The following is a 19,364-nucleotide window of genomic DNA, read 5'->3' as shown; positions in this document are numbered from 1 at the left end:
GCGCAACCGCTTTTGTACCGGGCCTCGACGAGCGCCGGGCGTCACACCTCGTCGCGGGCCATCGCCAGCAGCCGGTCCAGTACGCGGGGCGCGCCGACCCGCAGGCCGTCGTGCTCGAACTCGTCGGTGACCCAGGTGCGCAGGCCCCGGATCGAGCGGGCGGTGCGCAGGGAGTGGGCGGTGTCGACGTACATGTCGTCGTGGTAGACGGCGGCGACGGCCGGGACCTCGTTGGCGGCGAGGCGCGCGGGGTCGTAGAGCGGCGGCCAGTCGGTGCGGGCGGCGAGCAGTTCGGCGGTCTCGCGCAGCGGGCGCAGGGCGGGGTCGCAGTCGAAGGTCCAGGGGTGGACGGTCTCGCCGGTGAAGAGCAGCGGCGCGTCGCCCGCGAGCGCCTTGGCCGCGTCGAACTGCGGGAACTCGGCGCGCACCCGTTCCGCGGCCCAGGCGGTGGGGCGGTCGTCCTGGCCGTAGCACGCCTCGTGGACCAGGGCGTACAACGGGTGGCCCGCGTACGACAGCTGGCCCTGCACCTCCTCCTGGAACGCCTCCGACAGCTCCCAGCGGTGCGGGGTGCGGACGAAGGCGTCCTCCAGGAGGAAGTGCAGGCGGTGGCTGCCGTCGCCGGTGCCGAGCAGGATGCCGAGGGACTGGAAGGCCTCGACGGTGAGGCGGTAGCCGTTCGCCAGGACCACGTCGTGGGTCAGCAGGTGGTCGGCGATGCGGCGGGCGCGTTCGACGTCCTGCGGGTAGCGGTCGTAGTGGGCGGTGACCTTGCGTTCGACGCGCGGGTAGGCGGCCCGGTAGACGTCGTCGGCGTGCGCGTCCAGGGAGGGCAGGCCGCCGGTGATCACGGCGGTGCTCAGTCCCTCCGGTGCCAGGGAAAGGTACGTCACCGCGCAGAAGCCGCCGAAGCTCTGGCCGAGGACGGTCCAGGGGGCGCCGCCGGTCAGCCGCGGGCGGATCAGCTCGCAGTCGCGGACGATCGAGTCGGCGCGGAAACGGACGAGGTGGGCGGCCTGTTCGGCGGGGCCGCCGCGCAGCGGGAGCGTCTGCCGGTTGAGCGGCGTGGAGTGTCCGGTGCCGCGCTGGTCGAGGAGCAGGACACGGTGGTCCTCCAGGGCGCGGCCGAGCCAGGCCTGCTTGCCGACGAAACGGTTCGCCCCGAAGCCGGGACCGCCCTGGAGATAGACCAGCCACGGCAGGTCCCGGTCCGCCTTGTCGCTCGCGACGACCTCCCGGGCGTACAGCTCGATGGTCTCGCCCGCCGGATCGGTGTGGTCCAGGGGGACGGTGAAGCGGTGGTCGGTGAGGACGACGCCGGGCTGGCGGTAGCTGACGGTCAACGAATCTCCCGGGACGGACGGATGGTCGCGTCCCAGTTCAGCACATGTCCGTGCGCCTTCCGACCCCCGGGATCATGGAAAGTTACTGAATCGGGAATCAGCGGACCGGGGCAACCGCGGGGTTCAGCGGGTGGCGAGGCTGGAGCGCCGCACCACCAGCTCCGGCTGGAGCACCACCCGGCGGTGTTCGTGCGTGCCGGGGCCGTCCTGTGCCTCCGTCTCCTCCAGGAGCAGTTCCGCGGCGAGGGCGCCCATGGTGACGGCGGGCTGCCGTACGGAAGTGAGTGGGACGGCGGCGGCGGCCGCGAACTCGATGTCGTCGTAGCCCACGATCGCGAGGTCGTCGGGGACGACGACCCCGGCCGCGTACATGGCCTGGAGGACGCCGAGGGCCAGCAGGTCGTTGGCGCAGAAGACGGCGGTCGGCCGTTCGGCGAGGCCGAGTAGGCGGGCGCCGGCGTCCCGTCCGGCGGCCACGTCGAGGCGTTCGGTGGGCAGCTCGCGCAGCGCGTCCGGGCCGAGTCCGGCCTCCGCGAGGGCGTTCAGGGCACCGGTGCGGCGGTCCCTGACCTGGTTGAAGCCGGGCGGGCCGCTGACGTACGCGAGGGAGCGGTGCCCGGCGTCCACCAGGTGCCGGACGGCCAGGGCGCCGCCCGCGACGTCGTCGACGGAGACCGAGCACTCGGTGGTGCCCTCGGCGACCCGGTCGACCAGGACGAAGGGGATGCCGTGCCGCCGGAACGTGTCGATGTTGCGCCCGGTGGCGTCGGCCGGGGTGAGCAGCACGCCGCGCACCCGTTGCTCGGCGAAGAGGGACAGGTACTCGGCCTCCTCGCCGGCGCTCTGCGCGCTGTTGCAGACCATCACGCCGAGTCCGGCCTCGCGTGCCGCCCGTTCGGCGCCGCGCGCCACGTCGACGAAGAAGGGGTTGCCCATGTCGAGGACGAGCAGGCCCATGATCCGGCTGCGGCCGGCGCGCAGCTGACGCGCGGACTCGCTGCGGACGTAGCCCAGCCGGTCTATGGCGGACTGCACGCGGGCACGCGTCTCCGAGGCCACGGTGTCCGGACGGTTGATGACGTTGGACACGGTGCCCACCGACACTCCGGCGACGCGGGCGACATCCTTGATACCCACCGACTGGGCCATCGGGCGGAGACCTCCAGTAAGACGAGGGGGCGGCGGGAGGGCCTTCACATTACCGTCAACCCGCCGCACACCCGACCGGTCAGGCGGGCAGGGCGAAGTCGACGACGTGCAGCGGCGAGGGGGTCGTACCGCTGGACTTCTCCTGGTACAGGAACGACAGCACGTTGTCGGCCTTCACCCGCAGCTCGTCGATCACGACCTCCCCGAAGGCGTTCAGGTCGCTGCCGTCGTACAGCAGCGTCCAGTCGGTGTACCCGGCAGTCTTCGAGGCGCCCGCGATCCGGCCGTAGGGGAAGACGGCGTAGGCATTGTCGTACTTGTCCAGGACCAGCTTGGTGCGCTGGCTGGAGTTCAGCGGGACCGGGATCTCGGTCTTCTGCCAGTTCCCGGAGGAGTTCTTGCGCAGGTGGAAGGCGCGGCCGTTGGCGGTGCGGTCGGCGACGTAATCGGTGGTGCACTGGCCGAAGCGGCCGGGGACGTAGGAGATGACCGCGTGCGGCAGGCCGGTGGAGTCGGTGGCCTGGCTCTCCTGGTTCATCAGGGAGTGGTCCGGGTTCAGCGAGTCGACCACCAGGCCGGCGTCCGTGACCGCCACCGTGTCCAAGGTGCCGGTGGTGCCGACGACGGTGCCCGCGTCGTTGCGCCAGGTGCGGCCCCGGTCGGTGGAGTACACGTAGCCGGTGTCGTGGTTGGTGATGCCGCCGCTGTTGCACATCACGGCGGCGTTCTGCTCCCGCCAGGTGAAGAAGGAGTGCAGGCGGCCGTTGAGGTCGTAGTCGATGCCGTGCAGGTACATGTTGCGGGCCGTGCTGGCGCCGTGCGAGCTGGTGTAGGTGCCGGTGGAGGCGCTCCACTCCCCCAGCGCGGTCCAGGACGAGCCGTCGTACTCGGCGAGGGCGTTGCGTCCGTTGCCGGAGATGCCGACGCGGTAGCTCAGCTGGAGCCTGCCCTCGGGGGTGGAGACGAACTGCGGGTAGGTGAACTGGGTGGTGAGCGCCAGCCCGTCGAGCGAGGTCTGCACGGCGCCGAAGACGGACGAGGTCCATGCGGTGGTCCCCGGGTTGTCGAGGAGTCCGGCGGCCGACTTCACGTAGAAGAAGCCGTCGCTGTGCGAGTCCATGTTCAGGTGCAGCCGGCCGTCGGTCTTCGAGACGCCCATCGAGATGACGTTGTGGGAGTCGTCGCTCTTGAGCCGGTGGGAGAGCGTGACCGTCGACCAGGTGCTCGCGCCCAGCGCCCGGCGGGCGACGACCGCGTCGCGCGTGGACGTGTACCAGGCGGCGTACTGATAGCCCTTGTAGGTCAGCAGGCCGTTCTTCTGGAAGGAGTTGTTGTTGACCAGGCCGTCGTAGGAGACGAAGTAGACGGCTTGGGCGTCGAGTTGCGTGGTGCCCTTCTTGGTGACGGAAGGGCCGGGGGACGCGGCCCGTGCGATGCCCTCAGTTGCCATGGCGGCCAGCATGGCGGACGCGAGCACGGTTCGTCTTCTCATGGATGCGGCTCCTGAGGGCGGTCAGGCGAGGTGGAACACCTCGGTGAGCGGTTTCATCGCTTCGTCGGGCCTGGCGCCGTCCAGTGACTCGAAGAACGGCGCCATCTCCGCCTGCCAGCGGGCGTTGACGTCCGTGGCCTCCATGCCGGCCTGGGCGGCGGCGAAGTCCTCGGTCTCCAGGTAGCCGACGAGCAGGCCGTCGTCGCGCAGGAAGAGCGAGTAGTTGTGCCAGCCGGTGGCGGAGAGCGCTTCGAGCATCTCCGGCCACACGGCGGCATGGCGTTCGCGGTACTCGGCGAGCCGGTCCTCGCGGACCTTGAGGAGGAAGCAGACGCGCTGCATGAAGTACCGCTCCCCTGCTAGAAGTTGAACTGGTCGATGTTCTTGGCGTCGAACACGGTCGGCTTGCCCAGGACGATCACGCCGTCCTTGCCGATGGTGTACGTGGTGTCGCCGGCCTTGAAGGTCTCGCCCTCCTTGCCGCTGATCTGCCCCGACGACAGGGCGACGGCGGTACGGGCGGCCAGGTCGCCCAGCTTCGCCGGGTCCCACAGCTCGAACGCGTCGACGGTCCCGTTCTTGACGTACTTGCGCATGTCGTTGGGGGTACCGAGACCGGTCAGCTTGACCTTGCCCTTGTACTTGGAGCCGGAGAGGTACTGGGCGGCGGCCTTGATGCCGACGGTGGTCGGGGAGATGATCCCCGCCAGCTTCGGGTGCTCCTGGAGCAGGCCCTGGGTCTGCTGGAAGGACTGCTGGGCGTCGTCGTTGCCGTAGGCGATCTTGACGAGCTTGACGTTCTTGTACTTGGGGTCCTTCAGCTCGTCCTTCATGAAGCCGATCCAGGTGTTCTGGTTCGTCGCGGTCTGCGCGGCGGACAGGACCGCGATCTCGCCCTTGTAGCCGATCTGCTTCGCCAGCAGCTGCACCTCGGTACGGCCCAGGTCCTCGGCGCCGGCCTGGGAGACGAACGCGTTGCGGCAGCCGGGGTTGGTGTCGGAGTCGTAGGTGACGACCTTGATGTCGTTCGACATGGCCTGCTTCAGCGCGGTGCACAGCGCGCCCGGGTCCTGCGCGGAGACGGCCATCGCGTTCACCCGCTGCTGGGTGAGGGTGTTGACGTAGCTGACCTGGCCGGAGGTGTCGGTGGCGCTGGACGGGCCGACCTCCTTGTACTTCGAGCCCAGTTCGGTCAGCGCCTTCTCGCCGCCCTTGTCGGCGGAGGTGAAGTAGGGGTTGTTCACCTGCTTGGGCAGGAAGCCGACGGTCAGGCCCTTCTTGGTGGCGGCGTTCGGGTCGGCCTTGCCGGCGGTGGCGGCGGCGGAGTTGTCGTCCTTGACGTCCTTCTTGGTGGTGCCGCCGCAGGCGGTGAGCGCGAGGGCGAGGGAGGTACCGGCGGCGAGGGCCGCGCAGGCACGACGGAGGGATGACTTGCGCATGGCGGGTCCTTTACGAGGGTGAGCGAGCGGAGTTACGAGGCGGCCGGCGTCGAGGCGGCGGCACGGCGGCCCGCTCTCGCGACGGAGATCTGGCGCGCGACCCGGGGGCCGAGCACGGAGACGACGAGCAGCACGCCGGTGACGACGATCTGCGACTGCGCGGAGACGTTGAGCAGGCTCATCACGTTCTGCAGCGCGCCCAGCAGGAACACTCCCGCGATGGCGCCGCCGAGCGTGCCCTTGCCGCCGTCGAAGTCGATGCCGCCGAGCAGAACGGCCGCGACGACGGAGAGTTCGAGGCCGGTGGCGTTGTCGTAGCGGGCGCTGGCGTAGTGCAGGGCCCAGAAGATGCCGGTGAGGGAGGCCATGAGGCCGGTGGAGGTGAACAGGATCAGCTTGGCCCGCTTCACCCGGATCCCGGCGAACCGGGCGGCCTCCTCGCTGGCGCCGACCGCGAACAGCGACCGGCCGAACGGGGTGGCGTGCAGCACGACCACGGCGATCGCGAGCAGCACCAGGAAGGGCAGGAAGGCCTGCGGCAGGAAGCTGCTTCCGACGCGTCCGGCCGCGAAGTCCAGGTACTGCGTGGGGAAGTCGGTCACCGCGTCCGAGCCGAGCACGATCTGCGCGATGCCCCGGTAGGCGGCGAGGGTGCCGATGGTGACGGCGAGGGACGGCAGCCCGAGCCGGGTCACGAGCAGTCCGTTGACAAAGCCGCAGATCAGCCCGAGCAGCAGGCAGATCGGGATGATCGTCTCGATGGCCATGCCGTCGTTCCACAGCTTGCCCATCACCGCGCCGGACAGCCCGGCGGTCGAGGCGACGGACAGGTCGATCTCGCCGGCGACGACCAGCAGCGTCATCGGCAGGGCGATGAGCGCGATCGGCAGGGTGTTGCCGATGAGGAACGACAGGTTGAGGGAGTTGCCGAAGCCGTCGACGAAGCCGAACGACAGCAGCAGCAGGACGATCAGGAGCGCGCCGACGACCGTGTCCCAGCGGATGGCGCGCGTCAGCGAGTCAGGCATGGCGGGCGTTCCTCTTCTTCAGGGCGGAGGCCAGGCGCAGTGCGACGATCCGGTCGACCGCGATGGCGAGCAGCAGCAGGACACCGTTGATGGCGAGCACCCACACGGAGCTGACTCCGAGGGCGGGGAGCACGCTGTTGACGGACGTCAGCAGCAGCGCGCCGAGCGCGGCTCCGTAGACGCTGCCGGACCCGCCGGTGAAGACCACCCCGCCGACCACGACGGCGCTGACGACGGTGAGTTCGTAGCCGTTGCCGGTGCTGGAGTCGACGTTGCCGAACCGGGCCAGGTACATGGCGCCCGCGAGTCCGGCGAGGCCGCCGCAGAAGGTGTAGGCGGCCAGGATCCGCTTGCGCACCGCGATACCGGCGAGGCGGGCGGCCTCCGGGTTCGAGCCGAGGGCGTACAGCTCGCGTCCGCTGCCGAAGTGCTTGAGGTAGTACGCCGTCGCGACCAGCACGGCCAGCGCGATCAGCGCCAGCCACGGGACCGCGGAGATGCCGCCGGAGCCGAAGTCCACGAATCCGCCGGGCAGGTCGGCCGCGGTGATCTGCCGGGAGCCGACCCAGATGGAGTCGACGCCGCGGATGATGTAGAGCGTGCCGAGCGTGACGACGAGCGCGGGTACCTGGCCGAGGCTGACGAGCAGACCGTTCAGCAGGCCGCAGCCGATGCCGAGCAGGACCGCGAGGACGATCGCGACGACCGCGTTCCCGCCGCCGTGCAGATAGGTGCCGGCGGCGAACGCGCTGATGCCGAGCGTCGAACCGACGGACAGGTCGACGTTGCGGGTGATGACCACCAGCGACTGGCCGGTGGCGACGAGGACCAGGATGGTCGCGTTGAGGAGCAGGTCCTTGATGCCCTGCTCGGACAGGAACTCGCTGTTGCCGGCCTGGGTGACGGCGACCATCACCAGGAACACGACGAGGATGGCGAGTTCGCGCATCTTGAAGACACGGTCGACCAGCCGGGTGCCGGTGGACTTGGCCACCTCGGCGACAGGGGTCTCTTCGGGAGCGGCCACCGTCATGCTGCGGCCCTCCCCGTGGCTGCGGCCATCACGGTTTCCTCGGTGGCGTCGGAGCGGGGGATCTCGGCGGTGAGCCGGCCCTCGTGCATCACCAGCACGCGGTCGGCCATGCCGAGGATCTCGGGCAGGTCGGAGGAGATCATCAGGACGGCCACCCCGTCGGCGGCCAACTCGCTGAGCAGGCGGTGCACTTCGGCCTTGGTGCCGACGTCGATGCCACGGGTGGGCTCGTCGACGATCAGCACCTTGGGGCCGGTGGCCAGCCATTTGGCGAGGACGACCTTCTGCTGGTTGCCGCCGGACAGGGTGGAGACGGTGTCGGCGATCCGGGCGTACTTCACCTGGAGCCTGACCGCCCAGTCGAGGGACCGGCTGCGCTCGGCGCCCCGGTCCATCAGCCCGGCCTTCACGGTCGTCCGCAGTCCGGTCAGGCCGATGTTCCGCTCGATGGACATGTCCATCACCAGGCCCTGGGCGCGCCGGTCCTCGGGGACGAGGGCCAGCCCGGCGGACATCGCGACGGAGGGCGCACCGTTCGTCAGCTTCCGCCCGGCGACCTCCACCTCGCCCGCGTCCCACCGGTCGACGCCGAAGACCGCCCGCGCGACCTCCGTGCGGCCGGCGCCGACCAGCCCGGCGAGACCGACGATCTCGCCGCAGCGCACCTCGAAGGAGACGTCGGTGAAGACGCCCTCGCGGGTCAGCCGGCGCACGCTCAGGGCGACTTGGCCCGGCTCGACGTCCTGCTTCGGGTAGAGCTCGTCGAGGTCGCGGCCGACCATGCGCCGTACGAGGTCGTCCTCGGTCATGCCCTCGACCGGTTCGCTCGCGATCCAGGCGCCGTCCCGCAGCGTGGTGACGCGCTCGCAGATCTGGAAGATCTCCTCCAGCCGGTGCGAGATGAACAGCACGGCGGCGCCCTGCTCGCGCAGGGTGCGGACGACGCCGAAGAGACGGGCCACCTCGCTGCCGGTCAGGGCGGCGGTCGGCTCGTCCATGATCAGTACGCGGGCGTCGAAGGAGAGCGCCTTGGCGATCTCCACGATCTGCTGGTCGGCGATGGACAGCCCGCGGGCCGGGCGGTCGGGGTCGAGGACGACACCGAGCCGCTTCATCAGGGCGGCGGTCGCCGCGTGGGTGGCCTTGTGGTCGATGCGGCCCAGCGCCCGGCGGGGCTGCCGGCCCATGAAGATGTTCTCGGCGATCGACAGGTCGGGGAAGAGCGTGGGCTCCTGGTAGATCACGGCGATACCGGCGTCGCGGGCGTCGCCGGGGCCGTGGAAGACGACCGGCTCGCCGTCGAGCAGCACCAGCCCGGCGTCCGGTCGGTGCACCCCCGCGAGGGTCTTGATCAGGGTCGACTTGCCCGCGCCGTTCTCACCGGCGAGGGCGTGCACTTCGCCGGGGAACAGCTCCAGGGAGACGTCCCGCAGGGCGCGTACGGCGCCGAAGGACTTCGAAACACCCTTCAGCGCCAGCACCGGGGCCGGTCCCGTGTCGGACGGGTGGGTCATTGGAGGCTCCTCGACGACGCCGGCGGGACGGCCCTCACGGCGTCGTGAAAGGTTTCAACTGGATGGCCGGGACGTTAGGCATGGCAGACATGTCACGTCAATGGGTAGCGCTCGAAAAGATTTCGATAACGGAAGGTCACGCCCGGATCACGGAGAACAGGCCTGGACGGAAGGCTTGACACACCCCCGGAGGCCCCATAGCTTCCCGTTCTGAATCGTTTCACCCTGAAGCCTCTCCGGCCCGATGTCACAGGAGCCCGAAGTGACCGACCTCGCCGCGGTGAAAGCCGCGCTGAAGACCCAGGCAGTCGAGACGCCGTCGTGGGCGTACGGGAACTCGGGGACCCGTTTCAAGGTGTTCGCCCAGCAGGGCGTGCCCCGTACCCCGCAGGAGAAGCTGGACGACGCGGCGCAGGTGCACGCGGTCACCGGCGTGGCCCCGACCGTCGCCCTGCACATCCCGTGGGACAAGGTCGACGGTTCCGATGGCTACGCAGAGCTGTCCAAGCACGCCGAGGAGCGCGGCCTGAAGCTGGGCGCGATCAACTCCAACACCTTCCAGGACGACGACTACAAGCTCGGCAGCATCTGCCACCCCGACGTGGTGGTGCGGCGCAAGGCGGTCGATCATCTGCTGGAGTGCGTCGACATCATGGACGCGACGGGCTCCCGCGATCTGAAGCTGTGGTTCGCGGACGGGACCAACTACCCCGGTCAGGATGATCTGCGCGAGCGGCAGGACCGGCTGGCCGAGGGGCTGGCGGAGGTGTACGGGCGGCTCGGGGACGGGCAGCGGATGCTGCTGGAGTACAAGCTCTTCGAGCCCGCCTTCTACTCGACGGACGTTCCCGACTGGGGGACGGCGTACGCGCACTGTCTGAAGCTGGGCCCCAAGGCGCAGGTCGTGGTGGACACGGGGCATCACGCTCCGGGAACCAACATCGAGTTCATCGTGGCCACGCTGCTGCGGGAGGAGAAGCTCGGCGGGTTCGACTTCAACTCGCGGTTCTACGCGGACGACGACCTGATGGTGGGAGCGGCGGACCCGTTCCAGCTGTTCCGGATCATGTACGAGGTGGTACGCGGCGGGGGGCTCGGCTCGGAGGTGGCCTTCATGCTGGACCAGTGCCACAACATCGAGGCGAAGATTCCGGCGATCATCCGGTCGGTGATGAACGTCCAGGAGGCCACCGCCAAGGCGCTGCTGGTCGACCGCGTCGCTCTGGCCGAGGCTCAGCGGGCGGGGGATGTGCTCGGGGCGAACGCCGTGCTGATGGATGCGTTCAGCACGGATGTGCGGCCGCTGCTTCGGGAGGTGCGGGGGGAGATGGGGTTGGACCCCGATCCGCTGGGGGCGTATGCGCGGTCCGGGTGGGCTCAGAAGATCGTCGCTGAGCGAGTGGGCGGTGAGCAGGCCGGTTGGGGGGCGTGAGCGTCTGCCTGGTTCTGTGCCTTGCGGACTGCGGGCCACATGTGGCTTGTCGCGCCCACGCGGCGGAGCCGCACATCGATACAGCCCCGCGCCCCTGGGTGGGCTGCTCATCCGCACTCTTTCACGTCACCGAAGGACTGATCATTCATGGCAACGCACCCCGAAGCCGCCGCCCTTCTCGCCCGGTCCCACCGGCTCGGCTCCGATCCCCGGAACACCAACTACGCCGGCGGCAACGCCTCCGCCAAGGGCACTGACACGGACCCCGTCACCGGCGGGGACGTGGAGCTGATGTGGGTGAAGGGGTCCGGCGGGGACCTCGGCACGCTCACCGAGGCCGGGCTGGCCGTACTGCGGCTCGACCGGCTGCGGGCGCTCGTCGATGTGTATCCCGGCGTCGAGCGGGAGGACGAGATGGTCGCCGCGTTCGACTACTGCCTGCACGGCAAGGGCGGAGCGGCTCCCTCCATCGACACGGCGATGCACGGGCTGGTGGACGCGCCGCACGTGGATCATCTGCACCCGGACTCCGGTATCGCGCTGGCCTGTGCGGCGGACGGGGAGAAACTGACCGCCGAGTGCTTCGGGGACACGGTGGTGTGGGTGCCGTGGCGGCGGCCGGGCTTCCAGCTGGGGCTGGACATCGCGGCGATCAAGGAGGCCAATCCGCAGGCCGTCGGGTGTGTGCTCGGCGGGCACGGGATCACCGCGTGGGGCGCCACGTCCGAGGAGTGCGAGCGGAACTCGCTGCACATCATCCGTACCGCCGAGGCGTTCCTGAGGGAGCGCGGCAAGGCCGAGCCCTTCGGGGCGGTCGTCGAGGGGTACGAGGGGCTGGACGAGGGCGAGCGGCGGGAGCGGGCGGCGGCCCTGGCGCCGTACGTCCGGGCAGTCGCCTCCCGGGACAGGGCGCAGGTCGGGCACTTCGACGACAGTGCGGTGGTCCTCGACTTCCTCGCCCGGGCGGAGCATCCGCGGCTCGCCGCGCTGGGAACGTCCTGCCCGGACCACTTCCTGCGGACCAAGGTGCGGCCGCTGGTGCTGGACCTGCCGCCCACGGCTCCCCTGGACGAGGCGATCGCGCGGCTGAAGGAACTGCACTCCGAGTACCGGGAGGAGTACGCCGCCTACTACAAGAGGCATGCTCTGCCCGACTCCCCCGCGATGCGCGGCGCCGACCCGGCGATCGTGCTCGTGCCGGGGGTCGGCATGTTCTCCTTCGGCAAGGACAAGCAGACCGCTCGGGTGGCCGGCGAGTTCTACGTCAACGCGATCAATGTGATGCGGGGCGCCGAGGCGGTGTCGGCGTACGCGCCGATCGAGGAGTCGGAGAAGTTCCGTATCGAGTACTGGGCGCTGGAGGAGGCCAAGCTCCAGCGGATGCCGCGGCCCAAGCCGCTGGCGACCCGGGTGGCGCTGGTGACGGGCGCGGGCAGCGGGATCGGGAAGGCGATCGCCCACCGGCTGGTGGCCGAAGGCGCGTGCGTCGTGGTCGCCGACCTCAACGGCGAGAACGCGGCCGAGGTCGCCGAGGAGCTGGGCGGGGCGGACAAGGCCGTCGCCGTGACCGTGGACGTCACGTCGGAGGAGCAGATCGCCGAGGCCTTCAAGGCGGCGGCGCTCGCCTTCGGTGGTGTGGACCTGGTGGTCAACAACGCCGGCATCTCCATCTCCAAGCCGCTGCTGGAGACCTCGGCGAAGGACTGGGACCTCCAGCACGACATCATGGCCCGCGGTTCGTTCCTGGTGTCGCGGGAGGCGGCCCGGGTGATGATCGCGCAGGGGCTGGGCGGGGACATCGTCTACATCGCCAGCAAGAACGCCGTCTTCGCGGGGCCGAACAACATCGCCTACTCCGCGACCAAGGCCGACCAGGCCCATCAGGTGCGGCTGCTCGCCGCCGAGCTGGGCGAGCACGGGATCCGGGTCAACGGGATCAACCCGGACGGGGTGGTGCGCGGCTCCGGGATCTTCGCGGGCGGCTGGGGTGCCAAGCGGGCCGCCGTGTACGGGGTGGAGGAGGAGAAGCTGGGCGAGTTCTACGCGCAGCGGACCATCCTGAAGCGTGAGGTGCTGCCCGAGCACGTGGCGAACGCCGTCTTCGCGCTCACGGGTGGGGACCTGACGCACACCACGGGACTGCACATCCCCGTCGACGCGGGTGTGGCGGCCGCGTTCCTGCGATGAGCGCCGCCGTGAAATCGTACGCCGCGGTCGACCTCGGCGCGTCCAGCGGGCGCGTCATGGTCGGCCGTGTCGGCCCCGACTCGCTTCGGCTGAGCGAGGCGCACCGTTTCCCCAACCGGCCGGTGCGCGTGCCCGAGGGGCTGCGCTGGGACGTGCTCGGCCTGTACGCGGGGCTGCTGGACGGGCTGCGGGCGGCCGGCGCCGGGTGCGGGGGCCGGCTGGATTCCGTCGGTATCGACAGCTGGGCGGTGGACTACGGCCTGCTGGACGCCGACGGGGCCCTGCTGGGCAACCCCGTGCACTACCGCGACGCCCGTACGGAGGGCGTCGCCAAGAAGGTGTGGGCGAGCGTGCCCGCCGCCGAGCTGTACGCGGCGACCGGAATCCAGTACGCCCCCTTCAACACCCTGTACCAGCTGACGGCCGCCCGGTCGACGGCCCAACTTGGCGCCGCAAAGCGGCTGTTGCTCGTTCCCGATCTGCTGACGTACTGGCTGACCGGTGAGCAGGGCACGGAGCTGACCAACGCCTCCACCACCCAGCTCATCGATCCGCGTACCCGCGACTGGTCGTACGAGGTCGCCGCCCGGCTCGGGATCGACCTCGGCCTGTTCGCCCCGCTGCGGCAGCCGGGGGACCCGGCGGGCATGCTGCGGGCGGAGGTGCTGGAGGAGACCGGGCTGACCGGCCCGGTGCCGGTGACCGCGGTCGGCTCGCACGACACCGCCTCCGCGGTGGCCGCGGTGCCCGCCGGTGGCGAGCGGTTCGCCTACATCTGCACCGGCACCTGGTCGCTGGCCGGGCTGGAGCTGACGAAGCCGGTGCTCAGCGAGGAGAGCCGGGCGGCGAACTTCACCAACGAACTCGGGCTGGACGGCACGGTCCGCTATCTGCGCAACATCATGGGGCTGTGGCTGCTCCAGGAGTGCGTACGGGCCTGGGGCGACCCGGATCTCGGCGGGCTGCTGCGCGAGGCGGGCGCGGTGCCCGCGCTGCGGTCGGTGGTGGACGCGGGGGACGCCGGTTTCCTGGCGCCGGGCCGGATGCCGGAGCGGATCGCCGAGGCGTGCCGGGCGTCCGGCCAGCCGGTGCCCCAGACCCGGGGCGAGGTGACGCGGTGCATCCTCGACTCCCTCGCGCTCGCCCACCGGCGGGCCGTCGAGGACGCCCAGCGGCTGGCCGGGCACCCCGTCGACGTGGTGCACATCGTCGGTGGCGGCACCCGCAACGCGCTGCTGTGCCAGCTCACCGCCGACGCCTGCGGGCTGCCGGTGATCGCGGGGCCCGCGGAGGCGGCGGCGCTCGGCAACGTGCTGGTGCAGGCCCGGGCGCACGGGCCGGCCGGTGACCTCGCCGGCATGCGGCGGCTGCTGGTGCGTACGCAGCCGCTGACGCGGTACGAGCCGCAGGGCGACCCGGCGCGGTGGCGGCAGGCCCAGGCCCGGCTCGCCACGCCGTGAGCCGGGGACTCCCCCGCCCTTCTCTCGCCCACTACGCTGCACTCGTCCGATGACCGACCCCAAGGAGCCGCGATGCGTGTCGCCCTGTTCCTGACCTGTGTCAACGACACGCTCTATCCGGACACCGGCCGTGCGGTGGTGAAACTACTGACCAGGCTGGGTGTCGAGGTCGACTTCCCGATGGCCCAGACGTGCTGCGGGCAGGCGCACTACAACACCGGCTACCGCCGTGAGGCCGAGCCGCTCGCCCGGCATTTCTCCGATGTCTTCGGTGAGTACGAGGCGATCGTGACGCCCTCCGGGTCGTGCGGGGCGATGGTGCGGGAGCTGTATCCGCGCATGGGCGAGCGGGCGCGCGCCGAGGGCCGCGGGGACGCGCTCGCGGCCGTGCTGGCGCCGGTGGTGCCGAAGACGTACGAGCTGACGGAGTTCCTGGTGGACGTGCTGGGGGTGACGGACGTCGGGGCGTACTACCCGCACCGGGTGACGTACCACCCCACCTGCCACGGGCTGCGCGGCCTGGGCCTCGGGGACCGTCCCCGGCGGCTGCTCCAAGCCGTGCGGGGGCTGGAACTGGTGGAGTTGCCGGGTGCCGAGGAGTGCTGCGGCTTCGGCGGGACGTTCGCGGTGAAGAACCCCGACGTGTCGGCGGCGATGGGCGCGGACAAGGTGCGAGGCGCCGAGTCGACGGGAGCGGAGGTGCTGTGCGCGGCCGACAACTCCTGCCTGATGCACATCGGCGGGACCATGACCCGGCTCAGGTCGGGCGTGCGGCCGGTGCACATCGCGGAGATCCTGGCGAGCACGGAGGAGGAGCCGGCGGTATGAGCGGGACGTATCTGGGCATGCCGGCCTTCCCGAAGGCCGCGCACGAGGCCGTGGGTAACGCGACCCTGCGGGGCAATCTGAGGCACGCCACCCACACCATCCGGGCCAAGCGATCCGTGGCTGTGGCCGAACTGGAGGACTGGGCGGAGCTGCGCGAGGCCGGCAAGCGGATCAAGGATCATACGCTCCGTCACCTGGACCACTATCTCGTGCAGTTGGAGGAGTCGGTCACGGCGGCGGGCGGCACCGTCCACTGGGCGGCCGACGCCGAGGAGGCCAACCGGATCGTCGCCGAACTGGTCAAGGCCACCGGAGAGTCGGAGGTCGTCAAGGTCAAGTCGATGGCCACGCAGGAGATCGGGCTCAACGAGGCGCTGGAGGCCGAGGGCATCCGCGCCTACGAGACCGATCTCGCCGAGCTGATCGTGCAGTTGGGCAAGGACCGGCCCTCGCACATCCTGGTCCCCGCCATCCATCGCAACCGGGGCGAGATCCGGGACATCTTCCGCAGCGAGATGCGCCAGTGGGGCCGCCCGGCCCCCGAGGGCCTGACCGACACGCCCGCCGAACTCGCGGAGGCGGCCCGGCTGCACCTGCGGGAGAAGTTCCTGCGGGCCAAGGTCGGCATCTCCGGGGCCAACTTCATGGTCGCGGAGACCGGCACGCTCGTGGTCGTCGAGTCCGAGGGCAACGGCCGGATGTGCCTGACCCTGCCCGAGACGCTGATCTCGGTGGTCGGCATCGAGAAGATCGTGCCGAGCTGGCGGGACCTGGAGGTGTTCCTCCAGACGCTGCCCCGCTCCTCGACGGCCGAGCGGATGAACCCGTACACGTCGATGTGGACCGGCACGACGGACGGCGACGGGCCGAAGACCTTCCACCTCGTCCTCCTCGACAACGGCCGCACCGACACCCTCGCCGACGAGGTCGGCCGCCAGGCGCTGCGCTGCATCCGCTGCTCGGCCTGCCTCAACGTCTGCCCCGTCTACGAGCGGGCGGGCGGCCACGCCTACGGCTCGGTCTACCCCGGCCCCATCGGCGCGATCCTCAGCCCCCAACTGAGGGGAACGGCAAGCGAGATCGACGCCTCCCTGCCGTACGCGTCCTCCCTGTGCGGCGCCTGCTACGAGGTCTGCCCGGTCGCCATCGACATCCCCGAGGTGCTGGTGCACCTGCGGGAACGGGTCGTCGAAGGCGGGACGGTGACGCGGGAGGGCAACAAGGTGGTGCTCCGGCCCGCGAAGGGCCATGCCGCCGAGCGGGCGGCGATGCGCGCCGCCCGCTGGGCGTTCGCCCACCCCGGCGCCCTGCGCACCGGACAGCGGCTCGCCTCCCGCACCCGCCGTCTCCATCCCCGTACGCTGCCCGGCCCGGGCAAGGCGTGGAGCGGCACCCGTGATCTGCCGGCGGTACCCGCGGAACCGTTCCGCGACTGGTGGCAGCGCACCAACGGCGGAAAGGACGGCGCGAAGTGAGCAGCAGGGAAAGAATCTTGGGCCGCGTGCGGCGGGCACTCGCGGACGTGGGACCGGACGACACGCCGTACGAGCAGGCGGTTGCGCGCGACTACCTGCGCGAACACGACGGGCGGAGCGTCGAGGAGACGGTGGAGCTGCTCGCCGAGAACCTGGCGGACTACCGGGCGCTCGTACACCGGTGCACGGCCGCCGAACTGACCGCGACGGTCGGCAGGTTGCTCGCCGAGCGGGGCTCGAAGACGGTGCTGGTCCCGCCGGGTCCGGACGCGGCCTGGCTCGAAGGCCTCGACGTGGAGCAGCTCCCGGACCGCGCCGGGAGCACCCCGCACGAGCTGGACCGGGTCGACAGCGTGGTCACCGGATGCGCGGTGGCCGTCGCCGAGACCGGCACGATCGTGCTGGACGGCTCCCCCGACCAGGGCCGCCGCCGCATCACCCTGATCCCCGACCACCACATCTGCGTCGTCCGCGTCCCCGGCCAGGTCGTCGCCTCCGTCCCGCAGGCCCTCGAACGCCTCGACCCGACCCGCCCGCTGACCTGGATCTCCGGTCCGTCGGCGACCAGCGACATCGAACTGGACCGCGTGGAGGGCGTGCACGGGCCACGGACGCTGGAGGTCGTGCTGGTGGACTGAGCCGGTGCTGGGGTGCACCGGGAAAACCCGTGACAGGCTGGGTGAACAAGCGCTTAGATAGGAGCCCGGACCCGACGCACGACCCGCACCCCGGAGGCCCCGTTGTTCACATCCGTCGACGACGTCTCCGCCCGCCTGGCCGAGACCGGCTACCTGGCCTCGCCCGCCGTCGCCACGACCGTCTTCCTCGCCGACCGGCTGGGCAAGCCGCTGCTGGTGGAGGGCCCGGCCGGGGTGGGCAAGACGGAGCTCGCGAAGGCCGTGGCCGAGGTCGCGGGGGCGCGGCTGGTGCGGTTGCAGTGCTACGAGGGCGTCGACGAGTCGCGGGCGCTGTACGAGTGGAACCACGCCAAGCAGCTGCTGCGCATCAGCGCGGGCCAGGGCGAGACCTGGGACGAGGCACGCACGGACATCTTCAGCGAGGAGTTCCTGCTGCCCCGGCCCCTGCTGACGGCCATCCGCGGCGACGAGCCCAAGGTGCTGCTGATCGACGAGACCGACAAGGCGGACGTCGAGGTGGAGGGGCTGCTGCTGGAGGTGCTCAGCGACTTCCAGGTGACCGTGCCCGAGCTGGGTACGGTCACCGCGACCCGGCGTCCGTTCGTCGTGCTCACCTCCAACGCCAGCCGCGAGCTGTCGGAGGCACTGCGCCGCCGCTGCCTCTTCCTGCACATCGGTTTCCCCGAGGAGGAGCTGGAGCGGCGCATCGTACGGCTGAAGGTGCCGGGGCTCGACGAGGCGCTGGCCGAGTCGGTGGTGCGGGTGGTCGGCGCGCTGCGCGCCATGGACCTGCGCAAGGTGCCCTCGGTGGCGGAGACCATCGACTGGGCCCGCACTCTCCTGGCGCTCGGCGCCGACACCCTGGACGAGACCGTCGTACGAGACACCCTGGGCGTCCTTCTCAAGCACCAGGACGACGTGCTCAAGGCGGCGGCCAAGCTCGACCTGGACGCCGTGTGAGCGCGCCCGGCGTCGCGGAGCGGCTCACCTCACTGGTGGGGGCGTTGCGCGCGCACGGCATGCGGATCGGCACCGGCGAGACCGTGGACGCGGCGGAGGCGGTGGCGGCGCTGGGGCTCGCGGACCGTGAGCTGCTGCGGGAGGGGCTGGCGGCGACGCTGCTGCACGGGCCGGCCCAGCGGCAGGTGTTCGACCCCGTCTTCGACCTGTACTTTCCGCGGGGCATCGGCGCGCCGGAGGGCGAGCGCGCGGGCCGGGAGGAGCTGCGCGACCGGCTCACGGCGGCACTGGCGGCCAATGATGCCGCGCTGATGAGGCAGTTGGCTGCGGAGGCGGTCGACGGGTTCGGCGGATACGGCAACTCGCCGGAATCGCGGGGCTGGTCCTCGTACCAGACCCTGGAGTGGCTGCGCCCGCAGACGCTGTTGACGCGGGTCCGCGAGAGCGTGCGGGCGCGGGACGGGGCGTCGGGGTTCACGGACCGGTTGCTCGACGACGAGATCCGGCGGCGGATCGAGGCGTTCCGCGGGCTGGTGGCCGGGGAGGCGCGGCGGCGGATCGCCGAGCGACGGGACCGGGACGAGCTGGCCCGGCGAGCGGTGGCCACGACGCCCGACCGGGTGGACTTCCTGTACGCGGGGAAACTCCAACTCGCCGAGCTGCGCAGGACGGTTCAGCCGCTCGCCCGCAAGCTCGCCACCCGCCTCGCGGCGAAGCGGCGCCGGGCCGCGCGGGGCAGCGTCGATCTGCGGCGGACGCTGCGCGGGTCGCTGTCGACCGGCGGGGTACCGATGAAGCCGGTGCTGCGCCGGCGCCGTCCGGTCCGGCCGGAACTGGTGCTGCTGTGCGATGTGTCGGGGTCGGTGTCGGGCTTCTCGGACTTCACGATGCTGCTGGTGCAGGCGCTGCACGACCAGTTCAGCAAGGTGCGCGTGTTCGCCTTCGTCAACCGGCTCGACGAGGTGACCGGGCTGCTCCAGCACGGCGCCGCCGACCCGGAGGGGCTCGGCGCCCGCATCCGCGCCGAGGCCACCCTCACCGGCTGGCACGGCAGCAGCGACTACGGCGTGGCGCTGGGCGAGTTCGCGGAGCGGTACGGCGACGCGGTCGGCCCGCGTACCACCGTGTTCGTCCTCGGCGACGCCCGGACCAACATGAGCGACCCGAACCTGGCCGCCGTACGCCACGTCGCCGGACGGGCCCGCCGCTTCTACTGGCTGAACCCCGAACCACGCCCCCAGTGGGGCACGGGCGACTCGGCCGCGCCCGCCTACGCGGAGCTGGTCGAGATGCACGAGTGCCGCACCGCCCGGCAGCTCGGGGCGCTGATCGGACGGCTGCTGCCGGTGTGACACCACGGTGAGCCGACCGGCGGCCGAGCGCCGG

Annotated in this window: 16 protein-coding genes; 8 read left to right on the top strand and 8 right to left on the bottom strand. The window is 71.1% G+C overall.

What is annotated here, in order from left to right; genetic code table 11:
* Window positions 1-41: 41 nt before the first annotated feature.
* From ACH45E_RS30855 to ACH45E_RS30820, 8 genes are all read right to left on the bottom strand, one after another.
* Complete coding sequence (locus tag ACH45E_RS30855; protein WP_361453500.1) at window positions 42-1,343, bottom strand: alpha/beta fold hydrolase; 1,302 nt, start codon at window positions 1,341-1,343, stop codon at window positions 42-44.
* Window positions 1,344-1,466: 123 nt separating this feature from the next.
* Window positions 1,467-2,492 (bottom strand): LacI family DNA-binding transcriptional regulator, encoded by a 1,026-nt coding sequence (locus tag ACH45E_RS30850; protein ID WP_361453503.1) that lies wholly within the window; start codon window positions 2,490-2,492, stop codon window positions 1,467-1,469.
* A gap of 79 nt (window positions 2,493-2,571) precedes the next feature.
* Window positions 2,572-3,984 carry a BNR repeat-containing protein gene (locus tag ACH45E_RS30845; RefSeq protein WP_361453506.1) on the bottom strand — a complete coding sequence of 471 codons (1,413 nt, stop codon included), beginning with the start codon at window positions 3,982-3,984 and terminating at the stop codon, window positions 2,572-2,574.
* Window positions 3,985-4,005: 21 nt separating this feature from the next.
* Window positions 4,006-4,326 carry an L-rhamnose mutarotase gene (locus ACH45E_RS30840; protein ID WP_361453509.1) on the bottom strand — a complete coding sequence of 107 codons (321 nt, stop codon included), beginning with the start codon at window positions 4,324-4,326 and terminating at the stop codon, window positions 4,006-4,008.
* 17 nt (window positions 4,327-4,343) lie between these two features.
* Window positions 4,344-5,423 (bottom strand): rhamnose ABC transporter substrate-binding protein, encoded by a 1,080-nt coding sequence (rhaS, locus tag ACH45E_RS30835; protein ID WP_361453512.1) that lies wholly within the window; start codon window positions 5,421-5,423, stop codon window positions 4,344-4,346.
* Between the two features lie 32 nt (window positions 5,424-5,455).
* A complete protein-coding gene (locus ACH45E_RS30830) occupies window positions 5,456-6,451 on the bottom strand; it encodes an ABC transporter permease (RefSeq protein WP_361453515.1) in 996 nt (331 codons plus the stop codon).
* The gene (locus ACH45E_RS30825; protein ID WP_361453518.1) at window positions 6,444-7,484 is read right to left on the bottom strand and encodes an ABC transporter permease; all 1,041 of its coding nucleotides are present in this window, start codon (window positions 7,482-7,484) and stop codon (window positions 6,444-6,446) included. Before ACH45E_RS30825 ends, ACH45E_RS30830 begins: the two co-directional genes overlap by 8 nt.
* Complete coding sequence (locus ACH45E_RS30820; protein ID WP_361453521.1) at window positions 7,481-8,998, bottom strand: sugar ABC transporter ATP-binding protein; 1,518 nt, start codon at window positions 8,996-8,998, stop codon at window positions 7,481-7,483. Before ACH45E_RS30820 ends, ACH45E_RS30825 begins: the two co-directional genes overlap by 4 nt.
* 262 nt (window positions 8,999-9,260) lie before the next feature.
* Between ACH45E_RS30820 and rhaI the strand changes: the two genes are divergently transcribed.
* The 8 genes from rhaI (at window position 9,261) to ACH45E_RS30780 (ending at window position 19,330) form a co-directional block, all read left to right on the top strand.
* Window positions 9,261-10,430, top strand: a complete 1,170-nt coding sequence (gene rhaI, locus ACH45E_RS30815; RefSeq protein WP_361453524.1) for an L-rhamnose isomerase — start codon at window positions 9,261-9,263, stop codon at window positions 10,428-10,430.
* Between the two features lie 147 nt (window positions 10,431-10,577).
* Window positions 10,578-12,617, top strand: coding sequence for a bifunctional aldolase/short-chain dehydrogenase (locus tag ACH45E_RS30810; protein WP_361453527.1), 2,040 nt, complete (start codon window positions 10,578-10,580; stop codon window positions 12,615-12,617).
* Entirely contained in the window at window positions 12,614-14,077 is a 1,464-nt protein-coding gene (locus tag ACH45E_RS30805; RefSeq protein WP_361453530.1) for a rhamnulokinase family protein, read from the top strand. Before ACH45E_RS30810 ends, ACH45E_RS30805 begins: the two co-directional genes overlap by 4 nt.
* A 72-nt stretch (window positions 14,078-14,149) precedes the next feature.
* A complete protein-coding gene (locus tag ACH45E_RS30800) occupies window positions 14,150-14,905 on the top strand; it encodes a (Fe-S)-binding protein (protein ID WP_361453533.1) in 756 nt (251 codons plus the stop codon).
* Window positions 14,902-16,380, top strand: a complete 1,479-nt coding sequence (locus tag ACH45E_RS30795; RefSeq protein ID WP_361453536.1) for a LutB/LldF family L-lactate oxidation iron-sulfur protein — start codon at window positions 14,902-14,904, stop codon at window positions 16,378-16,380. Before ACH45E_RS30800 ends, ACH45E_RS30795 begins: the two co-directional genes overlap by 4 nt.
* The gene (locus ACH45E_RS30790; RefSeq protein WP_361453539.1) at window positions 16,377-17,018 is read left to right on the top strand and encodes a lactate utilization protein C; all 642 of its coding nucleotides are present in this window, start codon (window positions 16,377-16,379) and stop codon (window positions 17,016-17,018) included. Before ACH45E_RS30795 ends, ACH45E_RS30790 begins: the two co-directional genes overlap by 4 nt.
* Before the next feature lie 102 nt (window positions 17,019-17,120).
* A complete protein-coding gene (locus tag ACH45E_RS30785; protein WP_361453542.1) occupies window positions 17,121-17,978 on the top strand; it encodes a MoxR family ATPase in 858 nt (285 codons plus the stop codon).
* A gap of 59 nt (window positions 17,979-18,037) precedes the next feature.
* Complete coding sequence (locus ACH45E_RS30780; RefSeq protein WP_361453696.1) at window positions 18,038-19,330, top strand: VWA domain-containing protein; 1,293 nt, start codon at window positions 18,038-18,040, stop codon at window positions 19,328-19,330.
* Window positions 19,331-19,364 lie beyond the last annotated feature (34 nt).

This window comes from Streptomyces sp. NPDC020299 (assembly GCF_044387825.1).
Classification (GTDB): domain Bacteria; phylum Actinomycetota; class Actinomycetes; order Streptomycetales; family Streptomycetaceae; genus Streptomyces.
The sequence above is the reverse complement of the archived record's forward strand: the minus strand, read 5'-3'. Positions and strand labels throughout refer to the sequence as shown.

Bases quoted from the DNA above. Each gene is read 5' to 3' on its own strand.
- ACH45E_RS30850 (WP_361453503.1), bottom strand. From the start codon at position 2,492: ATGGCCCAGTCGGTGGGTATCAAGGATGTCGCCCGCGTCGCCGGAGTG.
- ACH45E_RS30845 (WP_361453506.1), bottom strand. From the start codon at position 3,984: ATGAGAAGACGAACCGTGCTCGCGTCCGCCATGCTGGCCGCCATGGCA.
- ACH45E_RS30840 (WP_361453509.1), bottom strand. From the start codon at position 4,326: ATGCAGCGCGTCTGCTTCCTCCTCAAGGTCCGCGAGGACCGGCTCGCC.
- rhaS (WP_361453512.1), bottom strand. From the start codon at position 5,423: ATGCGCAAGTCATCCCTCCGTCGTGCCTGCGCGGCCCTCGCCGCCGGT.
- ACH45E_RS30830 (WP_361453515.1), bottom strand. From the start codon at position 6,451: ATGCCTGACTCGCTGACGCGCGCCATCCGCTGGGACACGGTCGTCGGC.
- ACH45E_RS30825 (WP_361453518.1), bottom strand. From the start codon at position 7,484: ATGACGGTGGCCGCTCCCGAAGAGACCCCTGTCGCCGAGGTGGCCAAG.
- ACH45E_RS30820 (WP_361453521.1), bottom strand. From the start codon at position 8,998: ATGACCCACCCGTCCGACACGGGACCGGCCCCGGTGCTGGCGCTGAAG.
- ACH45E_RS30810 (WP_361453527.1), top strand. From the start codon at position 10,578: ATGGCAACGCACCCCGAAGCCGCCGCCCTTCTCGCCCGGTCCCACCGG.
- ACH45E_RS30805 (WP_361453530.1), top strand. From the start codon at position 12,614: ATGAGCGCCGCCGTGAAATCGTACGCCGCGGTCGACCTCGGCGCGTCC.
- ACH45E_RS30800 (WP_361453533.1), top strand. From the start codon at position 14,150: ATGCGTGTCGCCCTGTTCCTGACCTGTGTCAACGACACGCTCTATCCG.
- ACH45E_RS30795 (WP_361453536.1), top strand. From the start codon at position 14,902: ATGAGCGGGACGTATCTGGGCATGCCGGCCTTCCCGAAGGCCGCGCAC.
- ACH45E_RS30780 (WP_361453696.1), top strand. From the start codon at position 18,038: ATGCGGATCGGCACCGGCGAGACCGTGGACGCGGCGGAGGCGGTGGCG.